The organism is Allobosea sp., from assembly GCF_030695125.1.
Lineage (GTDB): Bacteria > Pseudomonadota > Alphaproteobacteria > Rhizobiales > Beijerinckiaceae > Allobosea.
Genome location: NZ_JAUYTP010000008.1, coordinates 228,141 through 254,120, shown reverse-complemented (window position 1 = coordinate 254,120; position 25,980 = coordinate 228,141). Strand labels below are relative to the sequence as shown.

Below are 25,980 nucleotides of genomic sequence, written 5' to 3'. Positions count from 1 at the left end.
CCGGGGAAGACTGACGTACGGTTAATGCCGGCGCGACAATGCGAAGCGAACCGCCTCGCCGCCTCCTATAGTTTCAGCTCGGTAAAGAGCGGCTCGATGCGCGAGCCCCAGGCGTCCCCGTACCGTGCGGCGAGGTCCTGCGCCACCGTGCGATCCGCAGCGACGATGGCGTCGAGCGGGTCGAGGAAACCGGCTTCGTCGGCGCCGGCCTCGCTGCGGCGGGCGCGGCGCACCAGGCCGGCACGCGACAAGGCGAGCACCTCGCGCGCCAAGTCGCGCAGCGTGCGGCCGGCGACAGACGCCGCGAGTCCCGCCGACGGAACGGCGTCGCGCAGCGCCTGGCGCTCGTCCTCGCTCCAGCCCTTGACCAGATCCCAGGCGGCATCGAGCGCCGCCTGGTCGTAAAGCAGGCCGACCCAGAAGGCGGGCAGCGCGTTCAGCATCTCCGGCGAGCCGGCATCGGCGCCGCGCATCTCGAGGAAGCGCTTGAGCCGGACCTCGGGGAACAGGGTGCCGAGATGGTTTGCCCAGTCGGAAATCGTCGCCGTCTCACCCGGGAGTTGCGGAAGTTTTCCCGCCAGGAGATCGCGGAAGGAGGCGCCGGCGACGTCATGATAGGTGTCGCCGCGCTTGACGAAATACATCGGCACGTCCAGCGCCCAGTCGACATAGGCTTCGTAGGACATGGCCGCGTCGAAAGCGAAGGCGAGCATGCCCGAGCGGGCCTTGTCGGTGTCGCGCCAGATCTCCGAGCGCATCGACTGGAGGCCATTGAGCCTGCCCTCGCTGAAGGGCGAGGCGGCGAACAGCGCCGTGGCCAGCGGCTGCAGGGCCAGCGACACCCTGAGTTTCTTGACCATGTCGGCCTCGGTGGCGAAATCGAGGTTCACCTGCACGGTGCAGGTGCGAAACATCATGTCGAGGCCGCGCGTGCCGACCTTCGGCATGTAGTTCGCCATGATCTTGTAGCGGCTCTTGGGCATCATCGGCGTCTGGGCGCGGGTCCAGAGCGGCGAATGGCCGAGCGAGACGAAGCCGATGCCGTGGGGCTGCGCGACCGCCTTCACATCCGCCAGATGCCCGGCGAGCTCGGCCGCCGTCTGGTGCAATGTCTCGACCGGGGCACCCGAAAGCTCGAACTGGCCGCCGGGCTCCAGCGAGATCGCGCCGCCGCCATCGGGACCGGCCAGCCCGATGATGTGGCCTGCATCGACGATCGGCTCCCAGCCGAGCTTGGCCTGCATGCCTTCGAGGAGATGACGGATGCCGCCCGCGGCCGGGCGCCCTTCGGCCGCCGCTCGTCCCTCATAGGGAACGGGCGAGAGATCGTCGGTGTAGAACGGGAATTTCTCGTGCTCGGTGCCGAGCCGGAAGGCCGAGGACGGCTTTTCGCCGGCGGCCATCCAGGACATCAGTTCGTCCTTGGAAACGATCGGGGTCGAATCGGACACATCGCGAGCCATGGGCGCTCCGGCAGAACAACAAGGCAGCCGGGCGTCCGCCCGCGCCGACGGCAGGGGGGATCAGGCTCCAGGAGCGCCAGACATAGGCGAGGAGCGAACGCGCGACAACGACCTCCGCTACGCGTTGGAAGACGGGCGCCGCAACCGCCATGCAGGCCGCGCGGGGCTGGGACGGGGCGCCCCGCGCCGACAAGCACGCGATCAGCCCCGCGGCCAGTCGCCCAGCACGGCCTGGACCAGCGCCAGCGCGGCGACGGCGGCCGTATCGGCGCGCAGGATGCGCGGCCCCAGCGAGATCGGCAGCGTCGCCGGCCTGGCCAGGATCCTGGCGCGTTCGGCCGCATCGAAGCCGCCTTCGGGGCCGATCAGCACGGCCAGCGGCCCCGGCGCGACGCGCGACAGTGCCGCGACCGGGCTCTCCTGCGCCATCGCCTCGTCGCAGAACACCAGAATCCGGCCGGGATCGAGCGCTTCGAGGGCGGCGTCGAGCGATTGCTCGGCCCGGATCTCCGGCAAGGACAGGATCCCGCACTGCTCGGCGGCCTCGATCGCGTTGGCCCGCATGCGGTCGAACTTCAGCCGCGCCACCTGGGTCCGTCGGGTCAGGACGGGCTGGATGACGCCCGCCCCCATCTCGACCGCCTTCTGGGCGATGTAGTCAAGCCGGGCCTGTTTCAGCGGCGCGAAGAGGTAGTGCAGATCGGGCGCGGGGGGCTGGGCGCGCGTCGGCCTCAGCAGCGTCAGGCTCGCCTGCTTGCGGCCCTCGACCGTGATCGCCGCGAGCCATTCGCCGTCGCGCCCGTTGAAGACCAGGACCGTGTCGTCCTGCTTCATCCGCAGCACGCTGATCAGATAGTTCGCCTGATCGCGCTCCAGCGGCAGCCTGACATCCGCCGCGAGGTCATGGTCGAGGCAGAGACGATAGCGGGCAAAATCTGGAATCGACATGGGTAGACTGGTTCCTTTCGGCCGCCCGGCAGGCCATCTCGCGCCCCTGCGACGGCAGCGCCCGGCCCATGGCGCGAAAACCGCCACAATCGGGGCCTATCTGGCAATCTTCAGCTTGTCTGCCACGTGAACGCGACGAGGGTATCTGCAATGGTCGGTGTGGACCTGCAAAGGTTCTTGGCGCTATCACGGCCTTGCTGTTAAGGAAATCGCGAGGGGCATGGCGCCCGCGCAGAGAGTTCGGAGCGGAATCACAATGCGGCGCAGGTTGGCATCCGGAGTGTTTGCGACGATCGGTCTCGCAACGGCCGCTTTCATCGACGCCGCTCCCGCGCGCGCGCAGGCCTCGGGCTGCGAGAAGATCCAGTCGCTGCTCCAGGAGCGGCAGTCGCTGGTCGCTTCGCTCAACGCCGCGCAAAAGTCGAAGCGCAAGCTGACGCCGCAGCAGGCCTGCAGCACGATGGGCCGGCTGGTCAACAACGGCACGGCCACCGTCAAATTCGCCACGGACAACCAGGACTGGTGCCAGATTCCGCCCTCCTTCATCGATGGCATGAAGGCGGACAACCAGAAGGCGGCCGCTGTCCGCACTCAGGCCTGCAACGCCGTGAAGCAGCAGGCCGAGATGATGCGGCGGGCCCAGCAACAGGCGCAGGGCCGCGGCAATCCGTTCAGCGGCGGCGATGCGATCACCGGGGGCGGCATGCGCATCCCCCAGGGCGCGCTCTGACCTCGACACGGGACAGCCATGCCGGCGCCTGGGAAGCCCATTCCTGACGTGCCGGTCGCCGACGCTCCCCTGCCCGACGCCCTCACGGGCCATTGGGTCGATACGCGCGCGCCGCGGCGGTTTCGTCCATTTCTGAAGCTGGCCCGAATCGAACGCCCGATCGGTTGGCAACTCCTGCTGCTGCCATGCTGGTGGGCGGCGGGGCTGGCGGCGATCGCCGCCGGGCAGCCTTACCCGAACCCGTGGCATGTCCTGCTCTTCCTGATCGGCGCGGTCGTGATGCGGGGCGCCGGCTGCACCTTCAACGACATCATCGACCGCAAGCTCGACGCGCAGGTGGCGCGCACGCGCGGCCGCCCCCTGCCCTCGGGCCAGATCACGACGAAGGCGGCGGCGCTGTTCATGGTCGGGCTCTCGCTCGTCGGCTTCGTGGTGCTGCTGCAGTTCAATGCCTTCACCATCGCCGCCGGCATCGCGTCGCTGGCGATCGTGGCGGTCTACCCGTTCATGAAGCGGATCACGAACATGCCCCAGTTCGTGCTGGGGCTGGCCTTCTCCTGGGGCGGGCTGCTCGGCTGGAGCGCGGTGTTCGGGCGGCTCGATGCGCCAGCCTATCTGATCTACGCCGCGGCGGTCGTCTGGACGGTCGGCTACGACACGATCTACGCGATGCAGGACATCGAGGACGACGTCATCGCCGGCATCAAGTCGAGCGCGCGCTATTTCGGCGCGCATGGACGGGAGGCAATCGCGCTGTGCTTCGCGCTGGCGGTGGTGCTGGCGGGGCTCGCGACCTGGAGCGCCGGCGGCGGGCCGCTCGCCTATGCGGGTCTGGCCGCTTTTGCGGGCCATCTCGGCTGGCAGGTCTCGAAGCTCAAGGGCGCGAGCGCGCAGGTCGCGCTCTCGCTCTTCCGCTCGAACTGGCATGCGGGCTTGCTGCTGGCGGCGGGCTTCGCGCTGGATGCGTTCGCCCGATCCGCATTCTGAAGGGCGCCCCTCAGTCCGTCAGCCTGTCGCCGCCGACCAGGACCGGCCGCTCGGCGAGCTTGCCGGTCTTGCGCCGCACCAGGAAGCGCGGGCGGCGGCCGTTCAGGAAGGCATGGCGGCGCCGGACCCGGATCGGCCCCAGCGCAAGCGGGCCGATCTGCGGAAAGGGCTCGGAGATCTCGCCATCGCTGGTTTCGAGCAGCAGCGGCATGCCGCTCGCCCGGCCGCAATCGCGCCAGAGCGCCACGGCGTCGTCCTGGTCGACCGTCGCGATCGTGACCGAGCGGCCGTCGCCCGCCGTCAAAGCGAGCTGGAACAGTTGGTCGTCGCCCGTGGCATTGGCCAACCGCAGCGAAACGCCACGCCAGCCGGCGCCGGCGCGCAGGATGCGGACCGAGCCGAGACGCTCGATGCGCGGCGCCTGTGGCTGCGCCGGCATCGGGTTGCTGGAAACGATCGTCGGATCGATCGCGCAGCCGGGGAGACTCGGCATGAAACCGAGCTCCCCGGCGGCCGTGGTGACTCTGGCCATGGGTTCAACGCCTCTCTGTAATCCCTGCCGCAGCGGAGCCCTCTGTGCGAATGCGGGGCTCTCGTGCTTGCAGGTCGAGATTGCGTCGCAGCTCTCTCCGAGCGCTTAAGCGGTTGGGTTAAGGGACCGTGTTTCGGGCGTTCCGAGCGCCCCGATGGCCTGTTTCATGCATGATGATTGACGGAATCTTTCGGTGCGCGGGCGCATTTTCGGCTTGAAGCGCAGCAGCGCCATTCGTACGGACAGCCCATGAGCACGCCCCCGCTACCCATCGCACCGGATCTGCTCAGGGCGGTCCGCGAGAGCTGCCTGGAGGCTGGCGCGATCGCCACCGACCTGTTCCGGCCCGGCGCCAAGACGGCGGCGCGGACCTGGTCGAAGAGCGGCGGCTCGCCCGTGACGGAAGCCGATATTGGCGTCGACACCTTCCTGCGCATCCGGCTGTCGGTGCTGCTGCCGGAGGCGGCCTGGCTGTCGGAGGAGACGGTCGACGACGCTTTGCGGCTGTCGCGCCGCTTCGTCTGGGTGGTCGATCCGATCGACGGCACGCGCGCCTATATGAGCGGTTCGCCGGACTGGGCGGTCTGCGTGGCGCTGCTCGACGAGGGCGTGCCGATCCTCGGCGTGGTCCATGCGCCGGCCAGCGAGGCGACCTACACGACCCTGCGCGGCGGCGGCGCCCAGAAGAACGGCAGCGACATCGCGGCCACCGCAATCACCACGCTCGGCGTGGCCCGGATCGCAGGCCCCAAGCCAATGCTCGACGCACTGGCCCGGATCGAGCCTTTCGAGCCTGTCGACAAGATCCCGTCGCTGGCGCTGCGGCTCGCGCGGATCGCCGACGGCTCGATCGATGCCGGGCTGATCTCGGCGGATTCCCGCGACTGGGACCTCGCTGCGGCCGATCTGATCCTGCAGGAGGCCGGCGGCCGGATGTCGGGCGCGGCCGGCGAGGCAGTGGTCTACAACCGAGCGACCCCGGTCCACGGCCTGCTGGTGGCGAGTGGCGGCGGATTGTCGAAGCCGCTGGTCTCGGCCATGCAGCGCCTGCGCGATGCGCAGCCGCAGCGCAGCTGACGCCTCGATCGTCTCAGAAATCGCCGATCGGGTGCAGCTTCCCGCCCTGGAGCCCTCGCGCCCGACGCCCGGATAGCTTAACTGAGGCCGCGCGGTTCGCGAACCGCGCCTATTCGTGCTGGAGGGATCGATGGTTGCCGAACCGGAACAGAAACAGCTTCTCCACCTCGTCTTCGGCGGCGAGCTGAGTTCGCTCGAGGGCGTGACCTTCAAGGATCTCGCCAAGCTCGACGTCGTCGGCGTGTTCCCCAACTATGCCAGCGCCCATACCGCCTGGAAGGCGAAGGCCCAGGCGACGGTCGACCAGGCGCAGACGCGCTATTTCATCGTGCATCTGCACCGCCTGCTCGACCCCGAGACTTGAAGGCTTCGACGCAAGCTTCATGGGTTTTTCGATTCTCAAGACGCGCGTGGCGCAGGAGACGCTCGGCCGCATACTGGCCGGCTATCTGCGCCTCGTGCAGCGCACGAACCGGTTCGTCGTCGAGCCGGCGGATATCTATGACCGCGTCCGGCCGGAGCTGCCGCTGATCATCGCGATGTGGCATGGCCAGCACATCATGATCCCGTTCTCGCGGCCCGACTGGATGCCGGCCTGCTCGCTGGTTTCGCGCCATGGCGATGGCGGCTTCAACGCGGTCGCGCTGCGCCAGCTCGGCATCGGCGCGATCCGCGGCTCGGGCGCGCTCGGCAAGAAGATCCGCGAGAAGGGCGGCGCCAGCGCGTTCCTCGCCATGATGAAGCGGCTCAAGGCCGGTGAGACCATGGTGCTGACCGCCGACATCCCCAAGAGGGCCCGCGTCGCCGGGCCCGGCATCATCCAGCTGGCGCGGGCCTCGGGCCGGCCGGTGCATCCGATCGCGGTGGTGACCAGCCGGCGCATCGATTTCAAGAGCTGGGACCGGGCCTCGATCGGCCTGCCCTTCGGCCGCGGCGCCATCGTCGTCGGCGAAGCCATCCAGGTCGACCGCGACGCCGACGAGGCCACCTGCGAGGCCGCGCGGCTGGCGCTCCAGGCCGGGCTCGACGCGGTCCATGCGCGCGCATATGCGCTGGTCGGCGCGCAGGACCCCGGCGCGGGCCTGAGGCCGGCCGAGGGCGCCGCTGTGGGCAACCCATCATGAGCGGCAAGGGCCCGATCCTCACGAGCTACCGGCTGCTGACGGGCCTGTTCGAGCCGGCTGCCGCGGGGCTCCTCGTCTGGCGGCGACGGCGCGGCAAGGAAGACCCGACGCGGCTGGCCGAACGGCGCGGCTATCCCGGCGTCAGACGGCCCGACCGGCCGCTCGTCTGGCTGCATGGAGCCAGCGTCGGCGAGACGGTGACGCTGCTGCCGCTGGTCGCGCGGCTGCAGAAGCGCGGGCTGACCGTGCTGGTGACCTCCGGCACCGTGACCTCGGCCAAGCTGCTGGCGGCGCGACTGCCGGCCGGCGTGATCCACCAGTATCTGCCGCTCGACGTACCGCGCTACATGCGCCGCTTCCTCGACTACTGGCGGCCCTCGCTCGGGCTGATCTGCGAGTCGGAAATCTGGCCCAATCTGCTGATCGAGGCGCGCAAGCGCGAGGTGCCGCTGGTGCTGGTCAATGCGCGCATGTCGGAGCGCTCCTTCGCGCGCTGGTACAAGGCGCCGCGGACCTCCCGCTTCCTGCTCTCCTGCTTCAACTCCTGCCTCGCCCAGTCGCAGGGCGATGCCGAGCGGCTGGCGCAGCTCGGCGCCCCGCGCGTCAGCGTCGCCGGCAACCTGAAATTCGACGTGCCCGCCCCGCCGGCCGATGCCGACACGCTGGCGATCCTCGACGGGCTGACGACCGGGCGGCCGGTCTGGGTCGCAGCCAGCACGCATCCCGGCGAGGACGAGCAGGTCATCGCCGCGCATCTGGGGATCAAACCCTATCTGCCGAAGCTGCTGACGATCATCGCGCCGCGCCATCCGCAGCGCGGCGACGAAATCGAGGCCCTGGCGCTGGCCAATGGCATCGCTGTCGCGCGACGCGCCACGGGACAGCTGCCGGAGCGCGAGATCGAGCTCTACATCGCCGACACGGTCAATGAACTCGGCCTGTTCTACCGGCTGTCGCAGGTGGCCTATCTCGGCGGCTCGCTGGTGCCGATGATCGGAGGGCACAACCCGATCGAGCCCGCCAAGCTCGGCTGCGCGCTGCTGCACGGCCCCTTCGTTCACAACAATGCCGAGATCTTCGCCGCCTTCGACAAGGATGGCGGTGCGCGCGAGGTCGCCGATGCGCAGGGGCTGGCGGGCGCCGTGCACCGCTGGCTCAGCGACCCGGCCAGCGCCCGGCAGGCCGCCCGCGCCGCCGCCCAGACCAGCGCCGAGCTCGGCGGGGCGCTGAACCGGACGATCCAGGCGCTGGAGCCACTGCTGATGCGGATCGCGCTGGGTCAGCGCGACGGCGCCGCCTGATGCGCGCACCCGCCTTCTGGTGGCGGCCTGCCGGCGCGCTCGCCTGGCTTCTGGCGCCGCTCGGCTGGCTCTATGGCGCGATCACGCTGCGGCGGATGCAGGCCGCGGGCAACGACCCCGGCATCCCGGTGATCTGCGTCGGCAATTTCGTCGCGGGCGGGGCCGGCAAGACGCCGACCGCGATCGCGCTGGCCGAGCTTCTGGCCCGCCGCGGCGACAACCCCTTCGTGCTGATGCGCGGCTATGGCGGCACGCTGCGCGGGCCGGTCGAAGTTCACGCCTCCCATCACGCCGCGCACGCTGTCGGCGACGAGCCGCTGCTGATGGCGCGACATGTGCGGACGGTGGTGGCGCGCGACCGGCGCGCCGGCGCCGCCTTGGCCAAGGCGCTCGGCGCGCGCGTGATCGTGATGGATGACGGGCTGCAGAACCCGGCGCTCGCCAAGCGGCTGCGGATCGCCGTCGTCGATGGGGCGTCGGGCGTCGGGAATGGCCACTGCCTGCCGGCGGGCCCGCTGCGCGCACCGCTCGACGGGCAGTTGGGCGCAACCGATGCCGTGCTCGTGATCGGGGGAGGCGCGGCGGGCGCAGCGGTGGCGGCTCAGGCGCAGGCGCGCGGCATCGCGACCGTGCAGGCCAGGCTCGAAACCGCGCCCGACGCGGTGTCTCGCCTGACAGACCAGGCGGTCCTGGCCGTTTCCGGGATCGGCCGGCCGGAGAAATTTGCCGCGACCCTGCGCGAGACCGGGGCGCGGATCGTGGCGGAGCGCATCTTCGGCGATCACCATGCCTACACCCGAGACGATGTGCTGGCGATCGTGGCGGAGGCGCAGCTCTATGACAGCCTGGTCGCGACCACGGAAAAGGACATGGTCAAGCTGTCGCCGCTTTGGCCCGATGCCGAGCGCAGCCGGCTCGTGCCCGTGCCGGTGAGGCTCGTCTTCGAAGAGCGCGACCGGATCGGCGCGCTGGTCGCAGCCGCGATGCCCGGCGGCTCAGGCGCGGCCGGCCCGGCGCAGCCTTAGCTGGACGGCCTCGGGCGAGGCATAGGCCTCCTGCCAATCGACCGACCAGTAGCGCAGATCCTCGATCCGGATCGGCGCGCCGGTGACGGCGCAGCGCACGAAGGCGCCGGGGCGCACGACGCGGAACTCGCCATGGCCGTAGTCGAGCGCGGCTTCCGGCCCCGGCACCGGGGGGCGTTCGCTGATGTTCATGATGATATATCTAAAACGTTGATCGATGAGAGGTTTGTCGCGATAATCGGCGCTTCGTGATAGCGCTCCTGCCGACGATGTCCAGCTTCGTGATGCCAACCCTCGCACGCTTCGCCCTGGTCCTGACGGGGCTGGCGCTTCTGACGCATGCTGCCCTGGCCGGCGGCTACGAGCGCGTGCGCCTGCCGAGCTATGACGGCGATCTCGATGCCGTGCTCTATCGCCCCAAGGGTCCGGGCCCGTTTCGCGCGGTCGTCGCGCTGCATGGCTGCGGCGGGCTGTGGCGCGACAATGGCAGGCTCTCGCTGCGGCACTCCGACTGGGGCGAACGCCTGGCAGAGGACGGTTTCCTCGTGCTGATGCCCGACAGCTTCGGCTCACGCAAACTCGGCTCGCAATGCGGCGTGAAGGAACTGACGGTCCGGCCGAGCCGCGAGCGCGTCGCCGATGCGGCGGCCGCGCGCCATTGGCTGCAGACCCGCGGCGATATCCGTCCCGACCGGATCGCCCTGCTCGGCTGGTCTGGCGGCGGCTCGACAGTTCTGGCCGCCATTCGCAAGGACCGGCGGCCTGCCGACGAACGGCCCGATTTCGCGCGCGCGATCGCCTTCTATCCGGGCTGCCGCGGACAGCTGGAATCGGGCAGTTTCGCCGCCCGCCTGCCATTGCTGATGCTGATCGGGGATCTCGACGACTGGACCCCCGCAGCGCCCTGCGATTTCCTCACCAAGGCCGCCCGGACGCGTGGCGAGGCGATCGACCTGGTGATCTATCCCGGCGCCCTGCATGATTTCGACCATCCGCGCCGCGAGGTGAAGGAGCGCAGCGACATCGCCTATTCCGCGACCGGAACCGGCAAGGCCACCGTCGGCACCAATCCGGCCGCGCGCGAGGATGCGATCGCGCGGGTCAAGGCGTTTCTGAAGGGGCTCTGAAGCCCCCGTTCAGAACAGGTCGCCCTGACCGGCCTTGGGCATGTTCCGCCGCGGCGGTCGCGACGATCGCGGCGGCCCCTCTCCCGAACCCGCCACCACGACCCCGAAGCGTCCGTCGCCGACCTGCACGCTGAGAGCCTGACCGGGCCGCGCCTGACCGATCTCGCGCACGAGCATGCCAGCGTCATCGCGAACCAGCGCATAGCCACGCGCCAGGACCGCCTCTGGCCCGAGCGAGGCCAGCAGGGAGGTCGATGACCGCAGACGATCGCGCCGACGCGCGACGAGCTGGGCGAAGGCGCGCGCCAGCCTCGCCTCGATAGCGGGCAAGCGCTCACCGCGCTGCGCGACACTGCGCGCCAGGGCGCGGGCTGCACGCTGATCGAGATCGGCGACGCGCTCGAAGGCGCGACCGACCCGCTCCCTCTGCGCCCGCAGGAGAGCGTCCCGCCCGGCCAGGAGGCGCTTCGACAGGCCGTCGAGCCGGGCCGAGAAGCCCGCGAGCCGCGCCAGAGGCGACTGGCGGGCGAGCCGCTGCGACGCCAGCGCCAGTTGCTGCTCATGCACGCGGGCATTGCGCGCCAGGGCCGGCGCGAGCCGTGTCGCGGCAAGGTCGAGCCGCTGGCGCGGACCCGACAGCACGGCTTCCGGCCCCGGCAAGGCGCGGGCGAGCGCGCGCAGATCGCTGCGCCTGCGGTCGGACAGGCGGCGCATCGCTCCGGCCTGGCGGCGCGAAAGATCGGCGACGAGGCTCATCAGCTCGGCGCGCACCGGCACGACCTTTTCGGCCGCACCCGTCGGCGTGGGTGCGCGCAGATCGGCGGCATGGTCGATCAGGGTGACGTCGGTCTCGTGGCCGACGGCGGAGACCAGCGGGATCAGCGAGGCGGCTGTGGCGCGCACCACGATCTCCTCGTTGAAGCCCATCAGGTCTTCGAGCGAGCCGCCGCCGCGGGCGACGATGATGACGTCCGGCCGTGGGATGCGCCCACCTTCCGGCAGGGCGTTGAAGCCGGCGATGGCGGCGGCGACCTCGGCCGCGCTGGTCTCGCCCTGCACCCGCACCGGCCAGACCAGGACATGGCGGGGAAAGCGATCCTCCAGCCGGTGCAGGATATCGCGGATGACGGCGCCGGTCGGCGAGGTGACGACGCCGATGACGCGGGGCAGATAGGGGATGAGCTGCTTGCGCTCCTCCGCAAACAGCCCCTCGGCGGCCAGCCGCTTGCGGCGCTCCTCGAGCAGCGCCATCAGCGCGCCGATGCCGGCGGGCTCGATCGAATCGATGATGATCTGGTAGCTCGACTTGCCGGCGAAGGTGGTGATCTTGCCGGTCGCGATGACCTCCAGGCCTTCCTGCGGCTTCGTCTTCAGCCGCCCGAAGACGCCCTTCCAGATCACCGCGTCGATCTTGGCGTTGGTGTCCTTCAGCGAGAAATAGACATGGCCCGAGCCGACCGGGCCGCGATAGCCCGAAATCTCGCCGCGCACGCGCACGAAGCCGAAAGCGTCCTCCAGCGTGCGCTTGAGCGCGCCCGACAGATCCGAGACCGACCATTCAGGGGTGTTGCCGACGGGCTTTGGCGATTCGCTGTCCATGGCCGCGACCATAGCGGCACCGGAGCGGGCGCAGAAGCGTTGCCGTCGCGCCGCGCGGCGGCTATTGCCGCCCCAGCATCGCGGCGAGCGTCGCCCTACGGGTCATCCCGGACGCAGCGCAGCGGAGATCCGGGATCCATGCCTGACCCGTTCCGGAATGGATCCCGGGTCTCGCTTCGCTCGCCCGGGATGACGAGGGTGGACGGGTGTCCAAGGAGACGACGATGAAGATTCTTCTGATCGGTTCGGGCGGCCGCGAGCATGCGCTGGCCTGGGCCATCTCGGCCTCGCCGCTCTGCGACCGGCTCTTCATCGCGCCGGGCAACCCCGGCACGGCGCAATGCGGCGAGAATGTCGTGCTCGACATCGCCGACCATGGCGCGGTTGCGTCCTTCTGCAAGCTGCAGGGCATCGGGCTGGTCGTCGTCGGACCCGAGGGGCCGCTGGTCGCCGGCCTTGCCGACGATCTCGTGGCGGCCGGCCTCAAGGTGTTCGGTCCTTCGAAGGCGGCAGCCCAGCTCGAAGGCTCGAAGGCCTTCACCAAGGAGCTCTGCGCCGAGTTCGGCATTCCGACCGCCGGCTTCGGACGCTTTGCCGATGCGGCGTCTGCCAAGGCCTATGTCGCGTCCCAGGGCGCGCCGATCGTGATCAAGGCCGATGGCCTCGCCGCCGGCAAGGGCGTGGTGATGGCGGAGACGCTCGATGAGGCCAATGAGGCCATCGAGATGATGTTCTCCGGCGGGCTCGGCGCCGCCGGTGCCGAGGTCGTCATCGAGGAGTGGATGATCGGCGAGGAGGCGAGCTTCTTCGCGCTCTGCGACGGGACACATGCCCTGCCGCTGGCCTCGGCGCAGGACCATAAGCGCGTCGGCGACGGCGACACCGGCCCCAATACCGGCGGCATGGGCGCCTATTCGCCCGCTCCGGTGATGACAAAGGCTCTCGAAGCCCAGGTCATGGCGGAGATCATCATGCCCACGCTCGCGGGCATGACCAAGCGGGGCTCGCCCTTTCAGGGGATTCTCTATGCCGGGCTGATGATCACCGCGCAGGGCCCCAAGCTGATCGAATACAATGTCCGCTTCGGCGATCCCGAATGCGAGGTGCTGATGCCGCGGCTGAAGAGCGACATCGTGCCGGCGTTGCTCGCCGCCTGCGACGGCGTGCTCGACAACATCACACTGCGCTGGTCGGACGAGGCCGCGCTGACGGTGGTGCTGGCCGCGCGTGGCTATCCGGCCAAGCCGGAGACCGGGAGCGTCATCAAGGACATCGACAAGGCGGCGGCACTCGATGATGTGCTCGTCTTCCATGCCGGCACGAAGCAGACCGCGACCGACATCGTCGCCAGCGGCGGGCGCGTGCTCAATGTCGTGGGGCTGGGCAAGACGGTGAGCGAGGCGCAGGCGCGCGCCTATCGCGGCGTCGACGCGATCGACTGGCCCGAGGGCTTCTGCCGCCGCGACATCGGCTGGCAGGCGGTCAAGCGCGAGCGCGAAGGCTGACAAGCAAGGCGCGACGGCTTATATAACGGTACGAGGCTCGATCTATACTGGAGGCGAGCATGGTGCTGATGATCAAGAACGACCGCGCCGATCGCGTCGTGCGCGAACTCGCGAGCCGCACCGGCGAGACGATCGCCGAGGCTGTCGCGATCGCAGCGGAAGAACGATTGGCGAGGCTGCCCGCTGCGCAGCAGCGGCGATCCGGTTCTGTGGACAGGGCCCGCCTTGAAGCGATCCTTGCCGAGTTTCGGGCCAACCGGATCGACGATCCGCGGACGGATGACGAGATCATCGGCTACGACGAGACCGGCCTGCCTTCGTGACGCAAGGCCCCCTCGTCGTCGACAGCTCCGCGATCGTCGCGATCCTGACCGAGGAGGCCGGGGCCTCGGTCCTAGCCGATCTCCTCGATGCGAGGCCGATCAGCTACTGCTCGAGCGTAACCTTCGTCGAGACGTTCATGGTCCTGTCATCGCGGATCGCGAACCTGAGCGTGGCAGGGCTAGCGGCTGCGCTGCAGACCTTGGCCATCGAACAGCTGCCTGTCGATACAGAACAATCGGCTTTGGCCAGCGAAGCCTTCCTGCGCTTCGGCAAGGGCCGCCACCCGGCGAGGCTCAATCTCGGCGACTGCTTCTCCTACGCACTCGCCAAATCGCTGAATGCACCGCTGCTCTACAAGGGGAGCGATTTCATCCACACCGACATCGTCTCGGCTGCCGCGACCGGAGCCCACCCATGAGCAATCTCGACAGCCTCTTCCCCGGCTTCACCGGCCGCTGGATCAGCGGGCCGGTCGGCAAGATCTTCGCCCGCGTCGGCGGCGAGGGGCCGCCGGTCGTGCTGATCCACGGCTTTCCGCAGACCCATGCCGAATGGCACAAGATCGCCGCCGAACTGGCCAGGACCCATACCGTGGTATGCCCGGATCTGCGCGGCTATGGCTGGTCGATGGCGCCGCATGGCGACGGTGGACGCGAGACCTACACCAAGCGCGCCATGGGCGAGGACATCGTCGCGGTGATGCAGGCGCTCGGGCATCTGCGCTTTTCCGTCGTCGGCCACGACCGCGGCGCGCGCGTCGCCTACCGCCTGGCGCTGGACCACCCCGGCCGCGTCGAGAGGCTGGCGCTGCTCGACATCCTGCCGACGGTCTCGATGTGGGACGGCATGAATGCCGGCCGGGCCATGCAGGTCTATCACTGGACGTTCCTCGCCCAGCCCGAGCCGGTGCCCGAGAACCTGATCAAAGGCGATCCGCTGGGCTGGCTCGACCACACCATCGCGAGCTGGACGCGGGCGAAATCGCTCGCGCTGTTCGACCCGCTGGCGATGCAGGCCTATGGCGAGTCCTTCAATGACCCCGCCCGGATCCATGCCGCCTGCGAGGACTATCGCGCCGGCGCGACCACCGATGTCGAGCATGACCGGATCGATCTCGCAGCGGGCACCCGCATCCTCTGCCCGACCTTGATCCTGTGGGGCGAGGCCGGCATCCCGGCGAAGGGCGCGAGCCCGCTCGAGACCTGGCGCGAGACCTTCGCGCCCCAGGCGGAAGGACAGGCGATCGAAAGCGGGCATTTCCTGCCCGAGGAGAACCCGGAGGCGACCCTGGCGGCGCTCGCGCCCTTCCTGTCGCAACCCATTGCCTGAAACAGGGCGAAGGGCCAGATTCGGGTGATGCCGCGCCGCCAGCCCCGCCCTCCCGATATCACGCCGCATGAAGGGGCCGTGGTGCCGCAGCCGCAGCCCGGCCAGCCCGAACTCGCCCTCGTGCTCGGGGCCGGCGGCGCACGCGGCCTCAGCCATATCCCGGTGCTGGAAGCGCTCGACGAACTCGGCGTCCGGCCCAGCCTGATCGCCGGCTGCTCGATGGGCGCGATCATCGGCGCCGCCTATGCCGCCGGATTGTCGGGCCGCGAGCTGCGCGAGCATGTGACCATGGCCTTCCGCGACCGGGCCAAGGTGATCGCGCGGCTGCTCGATGCCCGCGTCGGCAAGTTTACCGACCTGATGCGCGGGCTCGGCAACCCCGTCCTGATCGATGGCGAGCGGATGCTCGACCTGTTCTGGCCGGACGCCGTGCCGGACCGTTTCGAGAATCTGAAGATGCCCTTCCTGGCGACGGCGACCGATTATCATCTCCATGCCGAGGTTGCCCTGAGCAGGGGCCCGCTGACGCCGGCGGTCGCGGCCTCGCTCGCCATTCCCGGCTTGATCCGGCCGGTGGTGATCGAGGGGCGCGTGCTGATCGATGGCGGGGCGATCAACCCGCTGCCCTATGACCGGCTGATGGCGCCGGGCCGTATTGTCATGGCGGTCGACACCAGCGCGCCCGCCACGGTCAGCGAGACCCGCGTTCCAAGCCCGCTGGAGGCCATGCTCGGCGTCAGCCAGATCCTGACGCGGACGATCGTGCAGCGCATGATCGAGCGCCAGCCCCCTGACATCCTGATCCGCGCCGGAGCCGACGGCATCGGCGGGCTCGACTTCTTCAAGGCGAAGGCAATCCTGGACGCGACGGAGCCGGTGAAAGACGAGGTCAAGCGCAGATTGGAAGCAGCATTCGGCGCTCATCGACAGAATTAAGTTCCGAACCGTAAGTTAATTGCCCTTACGTAATCACGGTTCATCCGTGCCATTTCTGCCGCATCGATGCCTCGATCGATGCGAGACACGATCTTTCATTTCCTCAACGGGCTGTCCACGGCAAGCGTGCGGACTCGTTCCCTCCTGATTCGCTTGCGAACATGCCCTCCCATCCGTCTGCGCCCTCCGCCGTCCTGCTTCCGTTGCTGCTGTTCCTGGCCGCCGGGACCTGCCTGCCCGCGCTCGTCGTCGCCACCACAGGGCCAGCCCAGGCCCAGTTCGTCGGCACCGATGGGGGCAATGGCGGCAACGCATCGGGTTCGACTCCCGGCGTCGGCGGCACAGGCGGCCTTGCGGGCGATGGCAGCTTTACCGGCGGCACGGGCGGCGCAGGCGGCGTCAATGGCGGTGGAGCACCCGGCGGCGGCCCGGCGGGCGGCGCCACAGGCCCCGACGGCCAGGGCACCGGAACCGGCGGCGGCCCCGACAGCGGCGGCGGCGGCGGCCGGTCGGACGGCGCACAAGGCGCGGGCGGTGGCGGCGGCGGCGGCGGCCGGGGGGCGACAGTCACGACGACCCTGACCAATACCAGCGCCATCGCCGGCGGCCGAGGCGGCAATGGCGGCAACGGCGCCGACGGCGATAGCTGGACCGGCGGCGGCGGGGGCGGCGGCGGTGGTGCCGGCGTCGTGCTGAACGGCACGGCCATCAGCAACAGCGGCACGATCACCGGTGGCCGTGGCGGCAATGGCGGCACGGGCGCCGGCGGCGGCTACTCCCCGTCGCTCGACGACGGCACCGGCGGCACGGGCGGCTCCGGCATCGTCGTCAACACGACGACCGGCGCGACGATCACGAACAGCGGGACGATCCAGGGGGGCGACGGGGGAACCGGGAACGGCCCGCAAGGAGCGGCGGGCGTTGGCATCAGCGGGCAGAACCTCACCATCGTCAATTCCGGCACGATCGCAGCCGGCACCGGCAGCGGCAGCCTCGATGCGCTGCGCTTCACCGGCGGTGCCAACACGCTGACGCTGAGCAACCCCACGTCGGGCCTGATCGGCAACATCGCGATCGCGGCCGGCTCGCTGACCTTCGCCCAGCCGTCCGATGTCACCGTCTCCAACGCGATCACGGGTGCGGGCGCGGTTGCCAAGACGGGCAGCGGCAATCTCACTTTGACGGGTGCCAACACCTATGCCGGCGGCACGACGGTCTCGGCCGGTACGCTGACCGGAACGACCGCCAGCATCCGCGGTGCGCTGGCGAACAACGCGGCGGTCGTCTTCAACCAGACGACGGCGGGCACGTTCTCGGGAGCGATCAGCGGCAGCGGCAGCCTGACCAAGGAGGGCGCCGGCAACCTGACGCTGTCGGGAGTCAATACGGCGACCGGGCCGATCTTCGTCAGGGCCGGCACGCTGACGGCGACGGGCGGTAACGCCATCGGCGACAGTTCCAGCGTCTCCATCGACAGCGGGGCGACGCTGGCCATCGCGCAGAGCGAGACGATCGGCTCTCTTTCGGGCGTGACGGGGGCCCTCGTCACCATCGCGGGCGGCCAGACGCTGACGACCTGGGACAACAGCGCCGCCAGCTTCGCCGGGACGATCTCGGGCGCCGGCGGCATCAACCAGAATTTCAGCGGCACGACGACGATCGCCGGCACGAGTTCCTATACGGGGCCGACGGTCATCACGACCGGTACACTCGTGGTCAACGGCTCCATCACCTCCTCCTCGGGCGTGACGGTCGCTGCCGGCGCCACGGTGGGCGGCTCCGGGACGCTGCCCTCGACAACGGTGTCGGGCACGATTTCGCCGGGCAACTCGCCGGGCACGCTGACGGTCGCCGGCAACCTCGTCCTCAACGCCGGCTCGCTCTACATCGCCGAGGTACAGGGGCCCGTCGCGGACCGGGTCGAGGTCACCGGCACCGCGACGCTCAACGGCACACTGCGCCTGGTGCCTCTCGGCGGCAGCTACAGCTTCAACAGCGCCTACACGCTGCTCTCGGCCGCGGGCGGTCGCAGCGGCACGTTTGCGACCGTCGATACCACAGGCTCGTTCGGCGACGGCGTCGCCAGCACCGTCAGCTACACCGGCCAGACGGTGCAATTGACGCTGACGCCCAAGCCGCTCGCGCCGATCATGAGCGATCCGATGCCCGGCCCCGTTTCGCAACCCGCGGGGTCGGCGCCCCGGACCCTGGGCGTCGGTGCACCGTCCAACGCCTATGCCGTCGCCTCCGCGCTCGACCGCGCGGTCGCCGGCGGCGCGAACGTCTCGTCGCTTTTTGGCATCTACAACCTGCCGGCCGCAGCGATCCCGGCGGCGGTCAACCAGCTTTCGGGCGAGGCCCATACTGCGGCACCGGTCATCGCGACCTCCGCCGCCGGCCAGTTCCTCGGCTCGATGCTCGATACCAGCCTGCAGGGGCGCCTGTCGGCCAGCGGCCTTCCCGGGCCCGGGACGGCCGCATTCTCCGCCATGGACAGCAAGGGCTCGGACCGATCGACCCGCCCTGCCTTTCTGGATGCGCCGCGCTACGCGCTCTGGGGCGCGACCTCCGGCTCATTGGGGCGCCATGACGGGATCGCTCGCACCGGCTCGGCGGCCCGCGATCTCGCGGACGCGCATCTGTCGGTCGGCATCGATCTTTCGATCGCGCCGGGCACGATCGCGGGCCTCGCCGTGTCCGGTGGCCACGCGCGGTCCTCGCTGGCGCACGGTCTTGGCAAGGTCGAGAGCGACGTTTTCCAGGCCGGACTCTACGGCGTGACGCGGCTCGGCCCGATCGATCTCGCCGCAGCCGCCGGGTATGCGCGGCTCGACAACGACGCCACCCGCTCGATCCCGGCTCTCGGCAGCGTGCTGACCTCGGGCTATGTCAGCACCGCCTGGAGCGGCCGGCTGCAGGCCAGTGCGCGGATGCTGGACTGGAACGGCGTCTCGGTCTCGCCGCTCGCCGCGGTGCAGGCCGTGCATCTGCGCAGCCCGGCCTTCATCGAGCAGGCAGCGGCCGGCGGCGCGGCCGGCGCGCTCGCCGTCGCCAAGCGCAACGATCTGACCAGCCGCTCGGAACTCGGCCTGCAAATCGATACGCAGATGGTTCTCGCAGGGGTGCCGCTCACAGGCTTCGCCAGGGCGGCCTGGGCGCACTACTTCCAGCGCGACGCCGGCCTGACCGCCAGCCTGCAGGGCCTAACCGGCGCGAGCTTCGCGATCGCGGGCGCGCGACCCGATCGCAACGGCGCGCTTCTGGCCGCAGGCCTCGACGCCAGGCTGAGCGAGCGCGTCTCGCTCGGGGTCCGCCTCGACAGCGAACTGTCGGCTCAGACACGGCGCGTCGGCGGCACGGCCCAGCTGCGCGTCAGCTTCTGAGCGCGCCGGACCGGCGTCAGGCGACCGCCTCGGGTACGCATCCTACCGGCGCTTCGGTGGGCTCCGGCGCGTCGCAGACGAAGCCCGGCAGCGCCGAAGCGAGCGCCGCCCGGCCTGCCTGCGTCAGCGTCACCGCGCGGCTGTCCTTGCGGCGCAGGACCCAATCGGTCTCGAAGCAGCGGCAGGCCAGCGCGGCAGCGAGATGCCCCGCCAGATGCGGCCTGCGCTCGCTCCAATCGAGGCAGGGGCGCAGGAGCGCGCGGCGCGGCGGCTTGTCCGGCCGGGCGACCCCGAGCGCGGCGAAGACGGCCTCGCCCGAAGCCGTCAGGCCATAGCCGCCCTCGGCGACCGCGAGATGCCCGCCCGCTACGAGCGCGTCGTGGATGGCGGTGCCGAGTCGGCCGGCGAAATGGTCGTAGCAGGTGCGCGCCTGGCTCAGCTCTGCGCCGACGCGCGCCGGCAGGCGACGCCCGCCTGTGCCGGCGCCAGCCAGCACCATCAGCCCTTCGAGCGCCTGGGCGACCTCGGGACCGGCGAGCCGGTGATAGCGATGGCGCCCCTGGACGGTCACGGCGAGCAGGCCGCCCTGCATCAGCTTGCCGAGATGGCCGCTCGCTGTCTGGGGGGCGACGCCGGCGAGGAAGGCCAGTTCCTTGGCCGTCAGGGCGCGGCCATCCATCAGCGCGTGCAGCATGTTGGCGCGGGCGGGGTCACCCATCAGATGGGCGATCTCGGCGAGATAGGGGCCGTTCGTGCTCATCGCGACATGATGCTCTGCTGGGTCACGCCCGCAAGCGGGAACGCTACGTGGCTCACCGTAGCGTCGCCTCGCGACAGGGCGCGTCGGCAATGGCACAACCGGCTCATGACCGATCTCAGCCTCATCCTCTTCATCGCGGCGACCTTCCTGCTCGCGGGCTTCGTCAAGGGCGTCATCGGGCTCGGCCTGCCGACCATCGCGATCGGTGTTCTCGGCGTGATCATGGCGCCGGCGCAGGCGGCGGCGCTGCTGGCCGTGCCGAACATCGTCACCAATGGCTGGCAGGTGGCCAGGGGCCCCGCGCTGAGGACGACCCTGCTGCGCCTGTGGCCGATGCTGGCGGGAATCGGCGTTGGCACCTGGGCGGGTGCAGGCCTGCTGGAGCAGCAGAAGGGCGGTGCGGCGACGCTGTGGCTCGGCGTCGCGCTGGTGATCTATGCGCTGGTCGGCCTGAAGGCGGCCAAGCTGCGCGTGCCGGCCCGGGCCGAGGGCTGGCTTTCGCCGCTCATCGGTGTCGCCACTGGCGTCGCGACCGCGGCGACCGGCGTCTTCGTCCTGCCGGCCGTGCCCTATCTGCAGGCGCTGGGCCTCGACAAGGACGAACTGGTGCAGGCGCTCGGCCTGTCCTTCCTCGTCTCGACGCTGGCCTTGTCCATCGGGCTGGTCGGGGCGGGCGCGCTCGACCTGCAGGTGGCGTGGCACTCGGCTCTGGCGCTGCTGCCGGCCCTCGCCGGGATGGCGGCCGGGACGATGATCCGCAGCCGCATCTCGGCGAAAACCTTCAAGCTCTGCTTCTTCGCAGGGCTTCTGGCGCTGGGGAGCTACCTCGTGCTGCGGGCAGCCGGCTGACGCTCCGCAGCGGGACACGACACCTCAGCGGCGCGCATTGTAGGCGTAGCGGCGGCTGGCCCGCTTGATGCCGTACCAGGCCAGTTGCCGGTCGCCGACATCGACATGCACGAGGCCGTTGGAGTAGGAGCCGACGCCGCCGACATTGTCGAGCGTCTTGGCGATGGCGGCCGCCTTGCGCGGCGTGGTCGCCAGCGGGCGGAAATCGATCGCCTTGCCACGGTAGTGCTGCGAGTTGCGGGCGTGGCGGCCGCCGCAGGTCGAGGTGATCTCGATCGCGCCGATCTTCTCGACCAGTTCCCTGATCATCGCGACCGCTTCCGGCTTGAGACAGCGAAGACTTTTCACCTGGGGCTGGAAGGATACCTGCTGGATCACGGGCTCGGCCTGCGCAAGCACAGGCACAGAGACCGTGAAGATCACGGCCGCAACAATACAACGCATTACTAACCTGACATGATAGGGGGAATGGAAGGCTCAAGCCACCATCACATGGTCTGGCTGAGCGGTTCGGCGATCCTGATAAATCGATGCCGAGGCAAAAACAAGGCACTGGCGAAATCGATCATCTGGTGCTGTTGCCAGACAGACTCGCCGACCGATCGAACGGAGACCAACAACGCTTCGGAACGACCGATCGGCACGATGGATTTACGCTCGCTTGCGAGGGCGCTTCACGAGACGTCTCGTCATCGGCGGCGCGCCGCCATCGGCTCGGTGCCGGGATCAAGCCTCGCCGCAAGACGGGGCGATTTGACGGCATTGCGTTGACCAGCGGCTAACCGGTCTCGCGCGCCGGCCGCGCCAGCCATTCTGCCGCATGGTAAGGCTCGGACGTTCCGATCTTCCGTCGCGGAGGCGCGCATGGCCGACGAGGTGCAGAACTATCTGACATCGGAAATCGAGACGCTGCGCAGCGCGGTCTTTCGCGCCGGCGCCCTGAACGCCAAGACGCTCGGCGCCGCGGCCGAAACCCATCTCGAACGCGTGCTGCGCTTCCTTGTCCTCTCGCCACCGGTCGAGGATGCGATCTTCTGCTGCGTCACGCAGATCGCCGCATTCGCACGCGCGCTCTACGCCCAGGCGCAGATCGGCGAGATCGAGCAGGCCCGGCGCGATGCCCTGGCCGCGATCGATGCGCTGGCCCTCGTCATGGAGGGGGCTCTGCCTGACCACCCGATGGCGCGCGAAGCCGCCAGCCCACGCACGGACGGTCACGGCCTCGGTTCGCACGGCACCGCTTCGATGGTGGCCACCGGCGGCTGAGCCCGCCGGATCGGAGCGGATGCTCGCGGGTTGACCCGCCTCAGCGCCGGCCCCTGAAGAAGCTGCGCAGCAATTCGGCCGCCTCGCTCTCGCGCAGGCCACCATAGACCTCCGGCTGATGGTGGCAGGTCGGGCTGGCGTAGAGCCGGACGCCGTTCTCGACCGCGCCGCCCTTGGGATCACCCGCGCCGAAATAGAGCCGGCGGATGCGCGCAAAGGAGATCGCCGCCGCGCACATCGGGCAGGGTTCGAGCGTGACGTGCAGGTCGCAGCCGATCAAACGCTCGGAGCCGACCGTCTCGCAGGCGAGCCGCAGTGCCAGCATCTCGGCATGGGCGGTCGGGTCCTTCCATTCCAGCGTGCGGTTGCCGGCGCGCGCCAGCACGACGCCGTCGCGGCTGACGACCGCGCCGACCGGCACCTCGCCGCGCGCGGCCGCAGCACGCGCCTCGTCGAAGGCGAGCGCCATGGGGTCGGGCGCCGGGACAGGGCGCGATTGCGGCATGGAACCTCCGTTTTGGCGCTCGCAGGCGCAGGGTCGCTCTGCTACAAGCGCCGGCTACACACAGATTTCGAGCTGACCTTTTCGCGAAAGTGCCTGGCACTTTCGGCGCGGCACGCTCAGGAGCAGTCATGAGCGACGACAACAATCAGAAAAGCCGGGGCCCGCGCAAGGGCGGCGGAACCGGCGGCGGTCGCGGTGGCAGTGGCGGCGGATCTCGCGGCGGTCCCGGCGGCGGCGGCTTCGGCGGCAAGGGCCCGCGCGCGGGCGGCTCGGCCGGCGGCGAGCGCAAGCCGTTCCGCGGCCGCAGCGACGGGCCCGAACGGCCTGCGCGTGCCGACGGCGCGGGGCGCCCGTTCACGGCCCGTCCCGATGGCGAGCGCAGCTCCAGCAGACCGCCCCGCGAAGGCGCCGCCGAGCGTCCGTTCCGGGCCCGCCCCGAGGGCGAGCGCAGTTCGAGCCGCCCGCCGCGCGAGGGCTTTGCGCCGCGTGGCGAGCGTGCGGGCGGTGAGCGTCCGGGCAGACCTGGCGCCGGACCCAAGCGCTTCGACAAACCCCGCTCCGACGGCCCCGCGCGTCCGCGGCGGGCCCGCGAGGAGGCGCCCGCGCCGGTCTCCGACGCCAAGCTGCTGCCCTCGCTGATCCAGGAGCCCGAGCGCATCGCCAAGGTGATGGCGCGCGCCGGCGTCGCCTCGCGCCGCGACAGCGAGGCGATCATCCTCGAGGGCCGCGTCACCGTGAATGGCCGGGTGCTGGAAAGCCCGGCGCGGGATATCGGCCCCGACGATGTGGTGCTGATCGATGGCGAGCCGCTGCCGGCGCGCGAGCGCACGCGGATGTGGCTCTATCACAAGCCCCGCGGGCTGGTGACGACCAACCATGACCCCGAAGGCCGCTCGACCGTGTTCGAGGCGCTGCCGGAGGATCTGCCGCGCGTGCTCTCGATCGGGCGGCTCGACATCAACACCGAAGGCCTGCTGCTGCTGACCAATGATGGCGGGCTGGCGCGGATGCTGGAACTGCCGGAGACGGGCTGGCTGCGGCGCTACCGCGTGCGCGCCTTCGGCTCGGTGACACAGGACAGGCTCGACACGCTGCGCGACGGCGTCACCATCGACGGCGTGTCCTACGGCCCTGTCGTGGCGCGCTTCGAGCGCCAGCAGGGCTCCAACACCTGGCTGACGGTCGATCTGCGCGAGGGCAAGAACCGCGAGGTCAAGACGGTGCTGGAGCATCTCGGCCTCGACGTGAACCGGCTGATCCGGGTGTCCTTTGGGCCGTTCCAGCTCGGCGACCTGCCCGAGGGCGAGGTCGACGAGATCCGCTCGCGCGTGCTCAAGGACCAGCTCGGCGAGGAGCTGATGGCCAAGGCCGGCGTCGATTTCGAGGCGCCGCGCCGTGACGAGCTGCCGGCGGCTCCCCCGCGCCCCCCCAGCCCGCCCAGCGGCGACGACCGCCCGCGTCGGCGAGAGAGCGGCGACCGCGACGGCAAGCCCGAGCGCGAGCGCTGGCAGAGCGACGCCAAGCGCACGCCCTCGCTCGACGACCGCAGCGACAAGCCGTGGAAGCGCACGGTGTGGCGCGATGCCGAAGCCGAGCCGCAGCGCGAGCGCAAGGCCGCCCCGCGCCGCGGCGCCGATCCCAAGGCCGAGCGCCAGACCCGCGAGGCCGGCGGCGAGGTGGTCCGCCGTCGCGACAAGGCGATCGCCGATCCCAATGGCCGCCGCGTGCTGGTCGAGCGCGTCGGCGCCGCACCCCGCGAGGAGCGTGCGGAACGGCCGGCTCGCGCGGAAAGACCGGCGCGCGACGGCGTGAACCCCAAGCGACGGCCCGACCGGCTGCCGCGCAGCGAGCGCGGCGCGGCAGCGGCCGAGGCACGCAGCCCTCGTGCGCCGGAGCGGGCGAACGGCGGCGAGCGCCCCGCCCGACGCCCCCGCATCGAAGGCGGCGATCGCGACCGCACGCAGGACCGGCCCTGGCAGGATGCCGGGCCGCGCACTGAGCGTCCCGCGCGGGCGCCGAGACCCGAGAGAGCCGGCGGCGACAGGCCCTATGGCGACCGTCCTTCCAGCGAGCGGCCCGAGCGCGCGCCCCGCGGCGACAGGCCCGAGCGGGCTCCGCGCGAGGGTGGCGAGCGTCCGCCGCGCCGGTTCGACGACAAGCCGGGCGGCGCGCCCCGCAGCTATGCGGCGCGCTCCAGCGAGCGGCCCGCGGGCCGTAGCGGCGAGCGCAGCGGAGGCAAGTCCTTCGGGGACAAGCCGGGTGGCGGCAGGTCGTTCGGTGGCAAACCCGGTGGCAAGCCCGGTGGCGGTCGCCCCTTCGGCGGAAAGCCGGGCGGTGGCGGGCGTCCCGGCGGTGGCCGCCCAAGCGGCGGTCGTCCCGGCGGCGGCTCCAAGGGCCCGCGCGCCGGCGGCAAGCGGGACTGAGGGCATCGATCCCAATGGTCGCCCAAACCACACCGTCATCCTGGACAAGCGGCGAAAGCCGCGCCGTCCGGGATCCATCATCGGGCTCCGTCGCGTCCTTCGATCGATCCCGGGACGACCTCCGGTGGCCCCAGGATGACGGCGTGTTTCCACGCATCATCGTCAAGGTCTGACCGATGCGGATCGTCGGCGGACGTTTGCGCGGGCGGGCGCTGGCTGGCCCAAAGCCAGGGATCGGGAGCATCCGTCCGACCTCGGACCGCCTGCGCGAATCCCTCTTCAACGTGCTCGCCCATGCCTATGACGACCCGCTCGACGGCGCGCGTGTGCTCGATCTCTTCGCGGGGACCGGGGCGCTCGGCTTCGAGGCGCTGTCGCGCGGCGCCGCCTTCGCGCTGCTGGTCGATGACGGCACCGAGGCGCGCGGCCTGATCCGCGAGAACCAGATGGCGCTGGGACTGGCTGGGCACAGCCGCGTCTTCCGGCGCGATGCGACCAAGCTCGGCGCGATCTCGGCGATGGCCCCGTTCGCGGTCGTGTTCTGCGACCCGCCCTATCGCAAGGGCCTCGGCGAGCAAGCGCTGATCTCCGCCCGCGACGGCGGCTGGCTCGCGCCTGGGGCGCTGGTGGTGCTGGAGGAGGCCGGCGATGTCGAGATCGCGCTGCCCGACGGGTTCGAATTGCTGGAGCGGCGCGACTACGGAGAGACGCAGGTGCTGATCCTGCAGGCGGGCCAACCATGACGGCCTGCCCAATGCCCATCACGCATCGGGCCGCATCCGAAATC

General features: G+C 70.5%; 26 protein-coding genes. 18 read left to right on the top strand and 8 right to left on the bottom strand.

What is annotated here, in order from left to right; translation table 11 throughout:
• Positions 1 to 65: 65 nt before the first annotated feature.
• Positions 66 to 1,463, bottom strand: a complete 1,398-nt coding sequence (locus Q8S38_RS02445) for a glutamate--cysteine ligase (RefSeq protein WP_305678821.1) — start codon at positions 1,461 to 1,463, stop codon at positions 66 to 68.
• 201 nt (positions 1,464 to 1,664) lie between these two features.
• Positions 1,665 to 2,411, bottom strand: a complete 747-nt coding sequence (locus Q8S38_RS02440; protein ID WP_305678820.1) for a 16S rRNA (uracil(1498)-N(3))-methyltransferase — start codon at positions 2,409 to 2,411, stop codon at positions 1,665 to 1,667.
• 280 nt (positions 2,412 to 2,691) lie between these two features.
• On the opposite strand from Q8S38_RS02440, the gene Q8S38_RS02435 reads away from it, so the two are divergent.
• Both Q8S38_RS02435 and ubiA read left to right on the top strand, forming a co-directional pair.
• On the top strand, positions 2,692 to 3,141 hold the full coding sequence (locus Q8S38_RS02435) for a hypothetical protein (protein WP_305678819.1): 450 nt from the start codon (positions 2,692 to 2,694) through the stop codon (positions 3,139 to 3,141).
• An 18-nt stretch (positions 3,142 to 3,159) separates the two neighbouring features.
• A complete protein-coding gene (ubiA, locus tag Q8S38_RS02430) occupies positions 3,160 to 4,128 on the top strand; it encodes a 4-hydroxybenzoate octaprenyltransferase (RefSeq protein WP_305678818.1) in 969 nt (322 codons plus the stop codon).
• A gap of 10 nt (positions 4,129 to 4,138) precedes the next feature.
• Here the strand turns inward: ubiA and Q8S38_RS02425 are convergent, their stop codons facing one another.
• Positions 4,139 to 4,621 carry a DUF6101 family protein gene (locus Q8S38_RS02425; RefSeq protein ID WP_305678817.1) on the bottom strand — a complete coding sequence of 161 codons (483 nt, stop codon included), beginning with the start codon at positions 4,619 to 4,621 and terminating at the stop codon, positions 4,139 to 4,141.
• A gap of 288 nt (positions 4,622 to 4,909) precedes the next feature.
• On the opposite strand from Q8S38_RS02425, the gene Q8S38_RS02420 reads away from it, so the two are divergent.
• The 5 genes from Q8S38_RS02420 (at position 4,910) to lpxK (ending at position 9,187) form a co-directional block, all read left to right on the top strand.
• Positions 4,910 to 5,737: a 3'(2'),5'-bisphosphate nucleotidase CysQ gene (locus Q8S38_RS02420; protein WP_305678816.1), complete on the top strand. Its 828-nt coding sequence runs from the start codon at positions 4,910 to 4,912 to the stop codon at positions 5,735 to 5,737.
• Positions 5,738 to 5,867: 130 nt separating this feature from the next.
• Entirely contained in the window at positions 5,868 to 6,101 is a 234-nt protein-coding gene (locus tag Q8S38_RS02415; protein WP_305678815.1) for a DUF4170 domain-containing protein, read from the top strand.
• 19 nt (positions 6,102 to 6,120) lie between these two features.
• The gene (locus Q8S38_RS02410; RefSeq protein WP_305678814.1) at positions 6,121 to 6,861 is read left to right on the top strand and encodes a lysophospholipid acyltransferase family protein; all 741 of its coding nucleotides are present in this window, start codon (positions 6,121 to 6,123) and stop codon (positions 6,859 to 6,861) included.
• A complete protein-coding gene (locus tag Q8S38_RS02405; RefSeq protein ID WP_305678813.1) occupies positions 6,858 to 8,162 on the top strand; it encodes a 3-deoxy-D-manno-octulosonic acid transferase in 1,305 nt (434 codons plus the stop codon). The genes Q8S38_RS02410 and Q8S38_RS02405 overlap by 4 nt, the downstream gene beginning before the upstream one ends.
• Complete coding sequence (gene lpxK / locus Q8S38_RS02400) at positions 8,162 to 9,187, top strand: tetraacyldisaccharide 4'-kinase (RefSeq protein ID WP_305678812.1); 1,026 nt, start codon at positions 8,162 to 8,164, stop codon at positions 9,185 to 9,187. The genes Q8S38_RS02405 and lpxK overlap by 1 nt, the downstream gene beginning before the upstream one ends.
• Here the strand turns inward: lpxK and Q8S38_RS02395 are convergent.
• The gene (locus Q8S38_RS02395) at positions 9,158 to 9,379 is read right to left on the bottom strand and encodes a DUF2093 domain-containing protein (RefSeq protein WP_305678811.1); all 222 of its coding nucleotides are present in this window, start codon (positions 9,377 to 9,379) and stop codon (positions 9,158 to 9,160) included. The genes lpxK and Q8S38_RS02395 overlap by 30 nt on opposite strands.
• A gap of 92 nt (positions 9,380 to 9,471) precedes the next feature.
• On the opposite strand from Q8S38_RS02395, the gene Q8S38_RS02390 reads away from it, so the two are divergent.
• Positions 9,472 to 10,314, top strand: a complete 843-nt coding sequence (locus Q8S38_RS02390; protein ID WP_305678912.1) for a dienelactone hydrolase family protein — start codon at positions 9,472 to 9,474, stop codon at positions 10,312 to 10,314.
• Positions 10,315 to 10,323: 9 nt separating this feature from the next.
• Here the strand turns inward: Q8S38_RS02390 and xseA are convergent, their stop codons facing one another.
• The gene (xseA, locus tag Q8S38_RS02385; protein WP_371125815.1) at positions 10,324 to 11,913 is read right to left on the bottom strand and encodes an exodeoxyribonuclease VII large subunit; all 1,590 of its coding nucleotides are present in this window, start codon (positions 11,911 to 11,913) and stop codon (positions 10,324 to 10,326) included.
• A gap of 224 nt (positions 11,914 to 12,137) precedes the next feature.
• On the opposite strand from xseA, the gene purD reads away from it, so the two are divergent.
• The 6 genes from purD to Q8S38_RS02355 all read left to right on the top strand — a co-directional run bounded on the left by purD (position 12,138) and on the right by Q8S38_RS02355 (position 19,390).
• A complete protein-coding gene (gene purD, locus Q8S38_RS02380) occupies positions 12,138 to 13,418 on the top strand; it encodes a phosphoribosylamine--glycine ligase (protein WP_305678809.1) in 1,281 nt (426 codons plus the stop codon).
• 59 nt (positions 13,419 to 13,477) lie between these two features.
• The gene (locus Q8S38_RS02375; protein WP_305678808.1) at positions 13,478 to 13,741 is read left to right on the top strand and encodes a type II toxin-antitoxin system VapB family antitoxin; all 264 of its coding nucleotides are present in this window, start codon (positions 13,478 to 13,480) and stop codon (positions 13,739 to 13,741) included.
• A complete protein-coding gene (locus Q8S38_RS02370; RefSeq protein ID WP_305678807.1) occupies positions 13,738 to 14,160 on the top strand; it encodes a type II toxin-antitoxin system VapC family toxin in 423 nt (140 codons plus the stop codon). The genes Q8S38_RS02375 and Q8S38_RS02370 overlap by 4 nt, the downstream gene beginning before the upstream one ends.
• On the top strand, positions 14,157 to 15,071 hold the full coding sequence (locus Q8S38_RS02365) for an alpha/beta fold hydrolase (protein ID WP_305678806.1): 915 nt from the start codon (positions 14,157 to 14,159) through the stop codon (positions 15,069 to 15,071). Before Q8S38_RS02370 ends, Q8S38_RS02365 begins: the two co-directional genes overlap by 4 nt.
• A 27-nt stretch (positions 15,072 to 15,098) precedes the next feature.
• Complete coding sequence (locus Q8S38_RS02360; RefSeq protein WP_305678805.1) at positions 15,099 to 16,007, top strand: patatin-like phospholipase family protein; 909 nt, start codon at positions 15,099 to 15,101, stop codon at positions 16,005 to 16,007.
• 161 nt (positions 16,008 to 16,168) lie between these two features.
• Positions 16,169 to 19,390, top strand: a complete 3,222-nt coding sequence (locus Q8S38_RS02355) for an autotransporter outer membrane beta-barrel domain-containing protein (protein ID WP_305678804.1) — start codon at positions 16,169 to 16,171, stop codon at positions 19,388 to 19,390.
• Between the two features lie 16 nt (positions 19,391 to 19,406).
• Here the strand turns inward: Q8S38_RS02355 and Q8S38_RS02350 are convergent, their stop codons facing one another.
• Positions 19,407 to 20,150, bottom strand: coding sequence for an ArsR/SmtB family transcription factor (locus Q8S38_RS02350; RefSeq protein WP_305678803.1), 744 nt, complete (start codon positions 20,148 to 20,150; stop codon positions 19,407 to 19,409).
• A 105-nt stretch (positions 20,151 to 20,255) separates the two neighbouring features.
• On the opposite strand from Q8S38_RS02350, the gene Q8S38_RS02345 reads away from it, so the two are divergent.
• The gene (locus Q8S38_RS02345; protein WP_305678802.1) at positions 20,256 to 20,999 is read left to right on the top strand and encodes a sulfite exporter TauE/SafE family protein; all 744 of its coding nucleotides are present in this window, start codon (positions 20,256 to 20,258) and stop codon (positions 20,997 to 20,999) included.
• A gap of 24 nt (positions 21,000 to 21,023) precedes the next feature.
• On the opposite strand, the gene Q8S38_RS02340 is transcribed toward Q8S38_RS02345, so the two are convergent.
• Entirely contained in the window at positions 21,024 to 21,443 is a 420-nt protein-coding gene (locus tag Q8S38_RS02340) for a peptidoglycan L,D-endopeptidase MepK (RefSeq protein WP_305678801.1), read from the bottom strand.
• 420 nt (positions 21,444 to 21,863) lie between these two features.
• Between Q8S38_RS02340 and Q8S38_RS02335 the strand changes: the two genes are divergently transcribed.
• Positions 21,864 to 22,265, top strand: a complete 402-nt coding sequence (locus tag Q8S38_RS02335) for a hypothetical protein (protein ID WP_305678800.1) — start codon at positions 21,864 to 21,866, stop codon at positions 22,263 to 22,265.
• Positions 22,266 to 22,305: 40 nt separating this feature from the next.
• Here Q8S38_RS02335 and Q8S38_RS02330 read toward each other — a convergent pair whose 3' ends face one another.
• Positions 22,306 to 22,770: a nucleoside deaminase gene (locus Q8S38_RS02330; RefSeq protein ID WP_305678799.1), complete on the bottom strand. Its 465-nt coding sequence runs from the start codon at positions 22,768 to 22,770 to the stop codon at positions 22,306 to 22,308.
• Positions 22,771 to 22,898: 128 nt separating this feature from the next.
• On the opposite strand from Q8S38_RS02330, the gene Q8S38_RS02325 reads away from it, so the two are divergent.
• Both Q8S38_RS02325 and rsmD read left to right on the top strand, forming a co-directional pair.
• Positions 22,899 to 25,193: a pseudouridine synthase gene (locus Q8S38_RS02325; protein WP_305678798.1), complete on the top strand. Its 2,295-nt coding sequence runs from the start codon at positions 22,899 to 22,901 to the stop codon at positions 25,191 to 25,193.
• A gap of 176 nt (positions 25,194 to 25,369) precedes the next feature.
• Entirely contained in the window at positions 25,370 to 25,936 is a 567-nt protein-coding gene (rsmD, locus tag Q8S38_RS02320; protein ID WP_305678797.1) for a 16S rRNA (guanine(966)-N(2))-methyltransferase RsmD, read from the top strand.
• Positions 25,937 to 25,980: the final 44 nt, after the last annotated feature.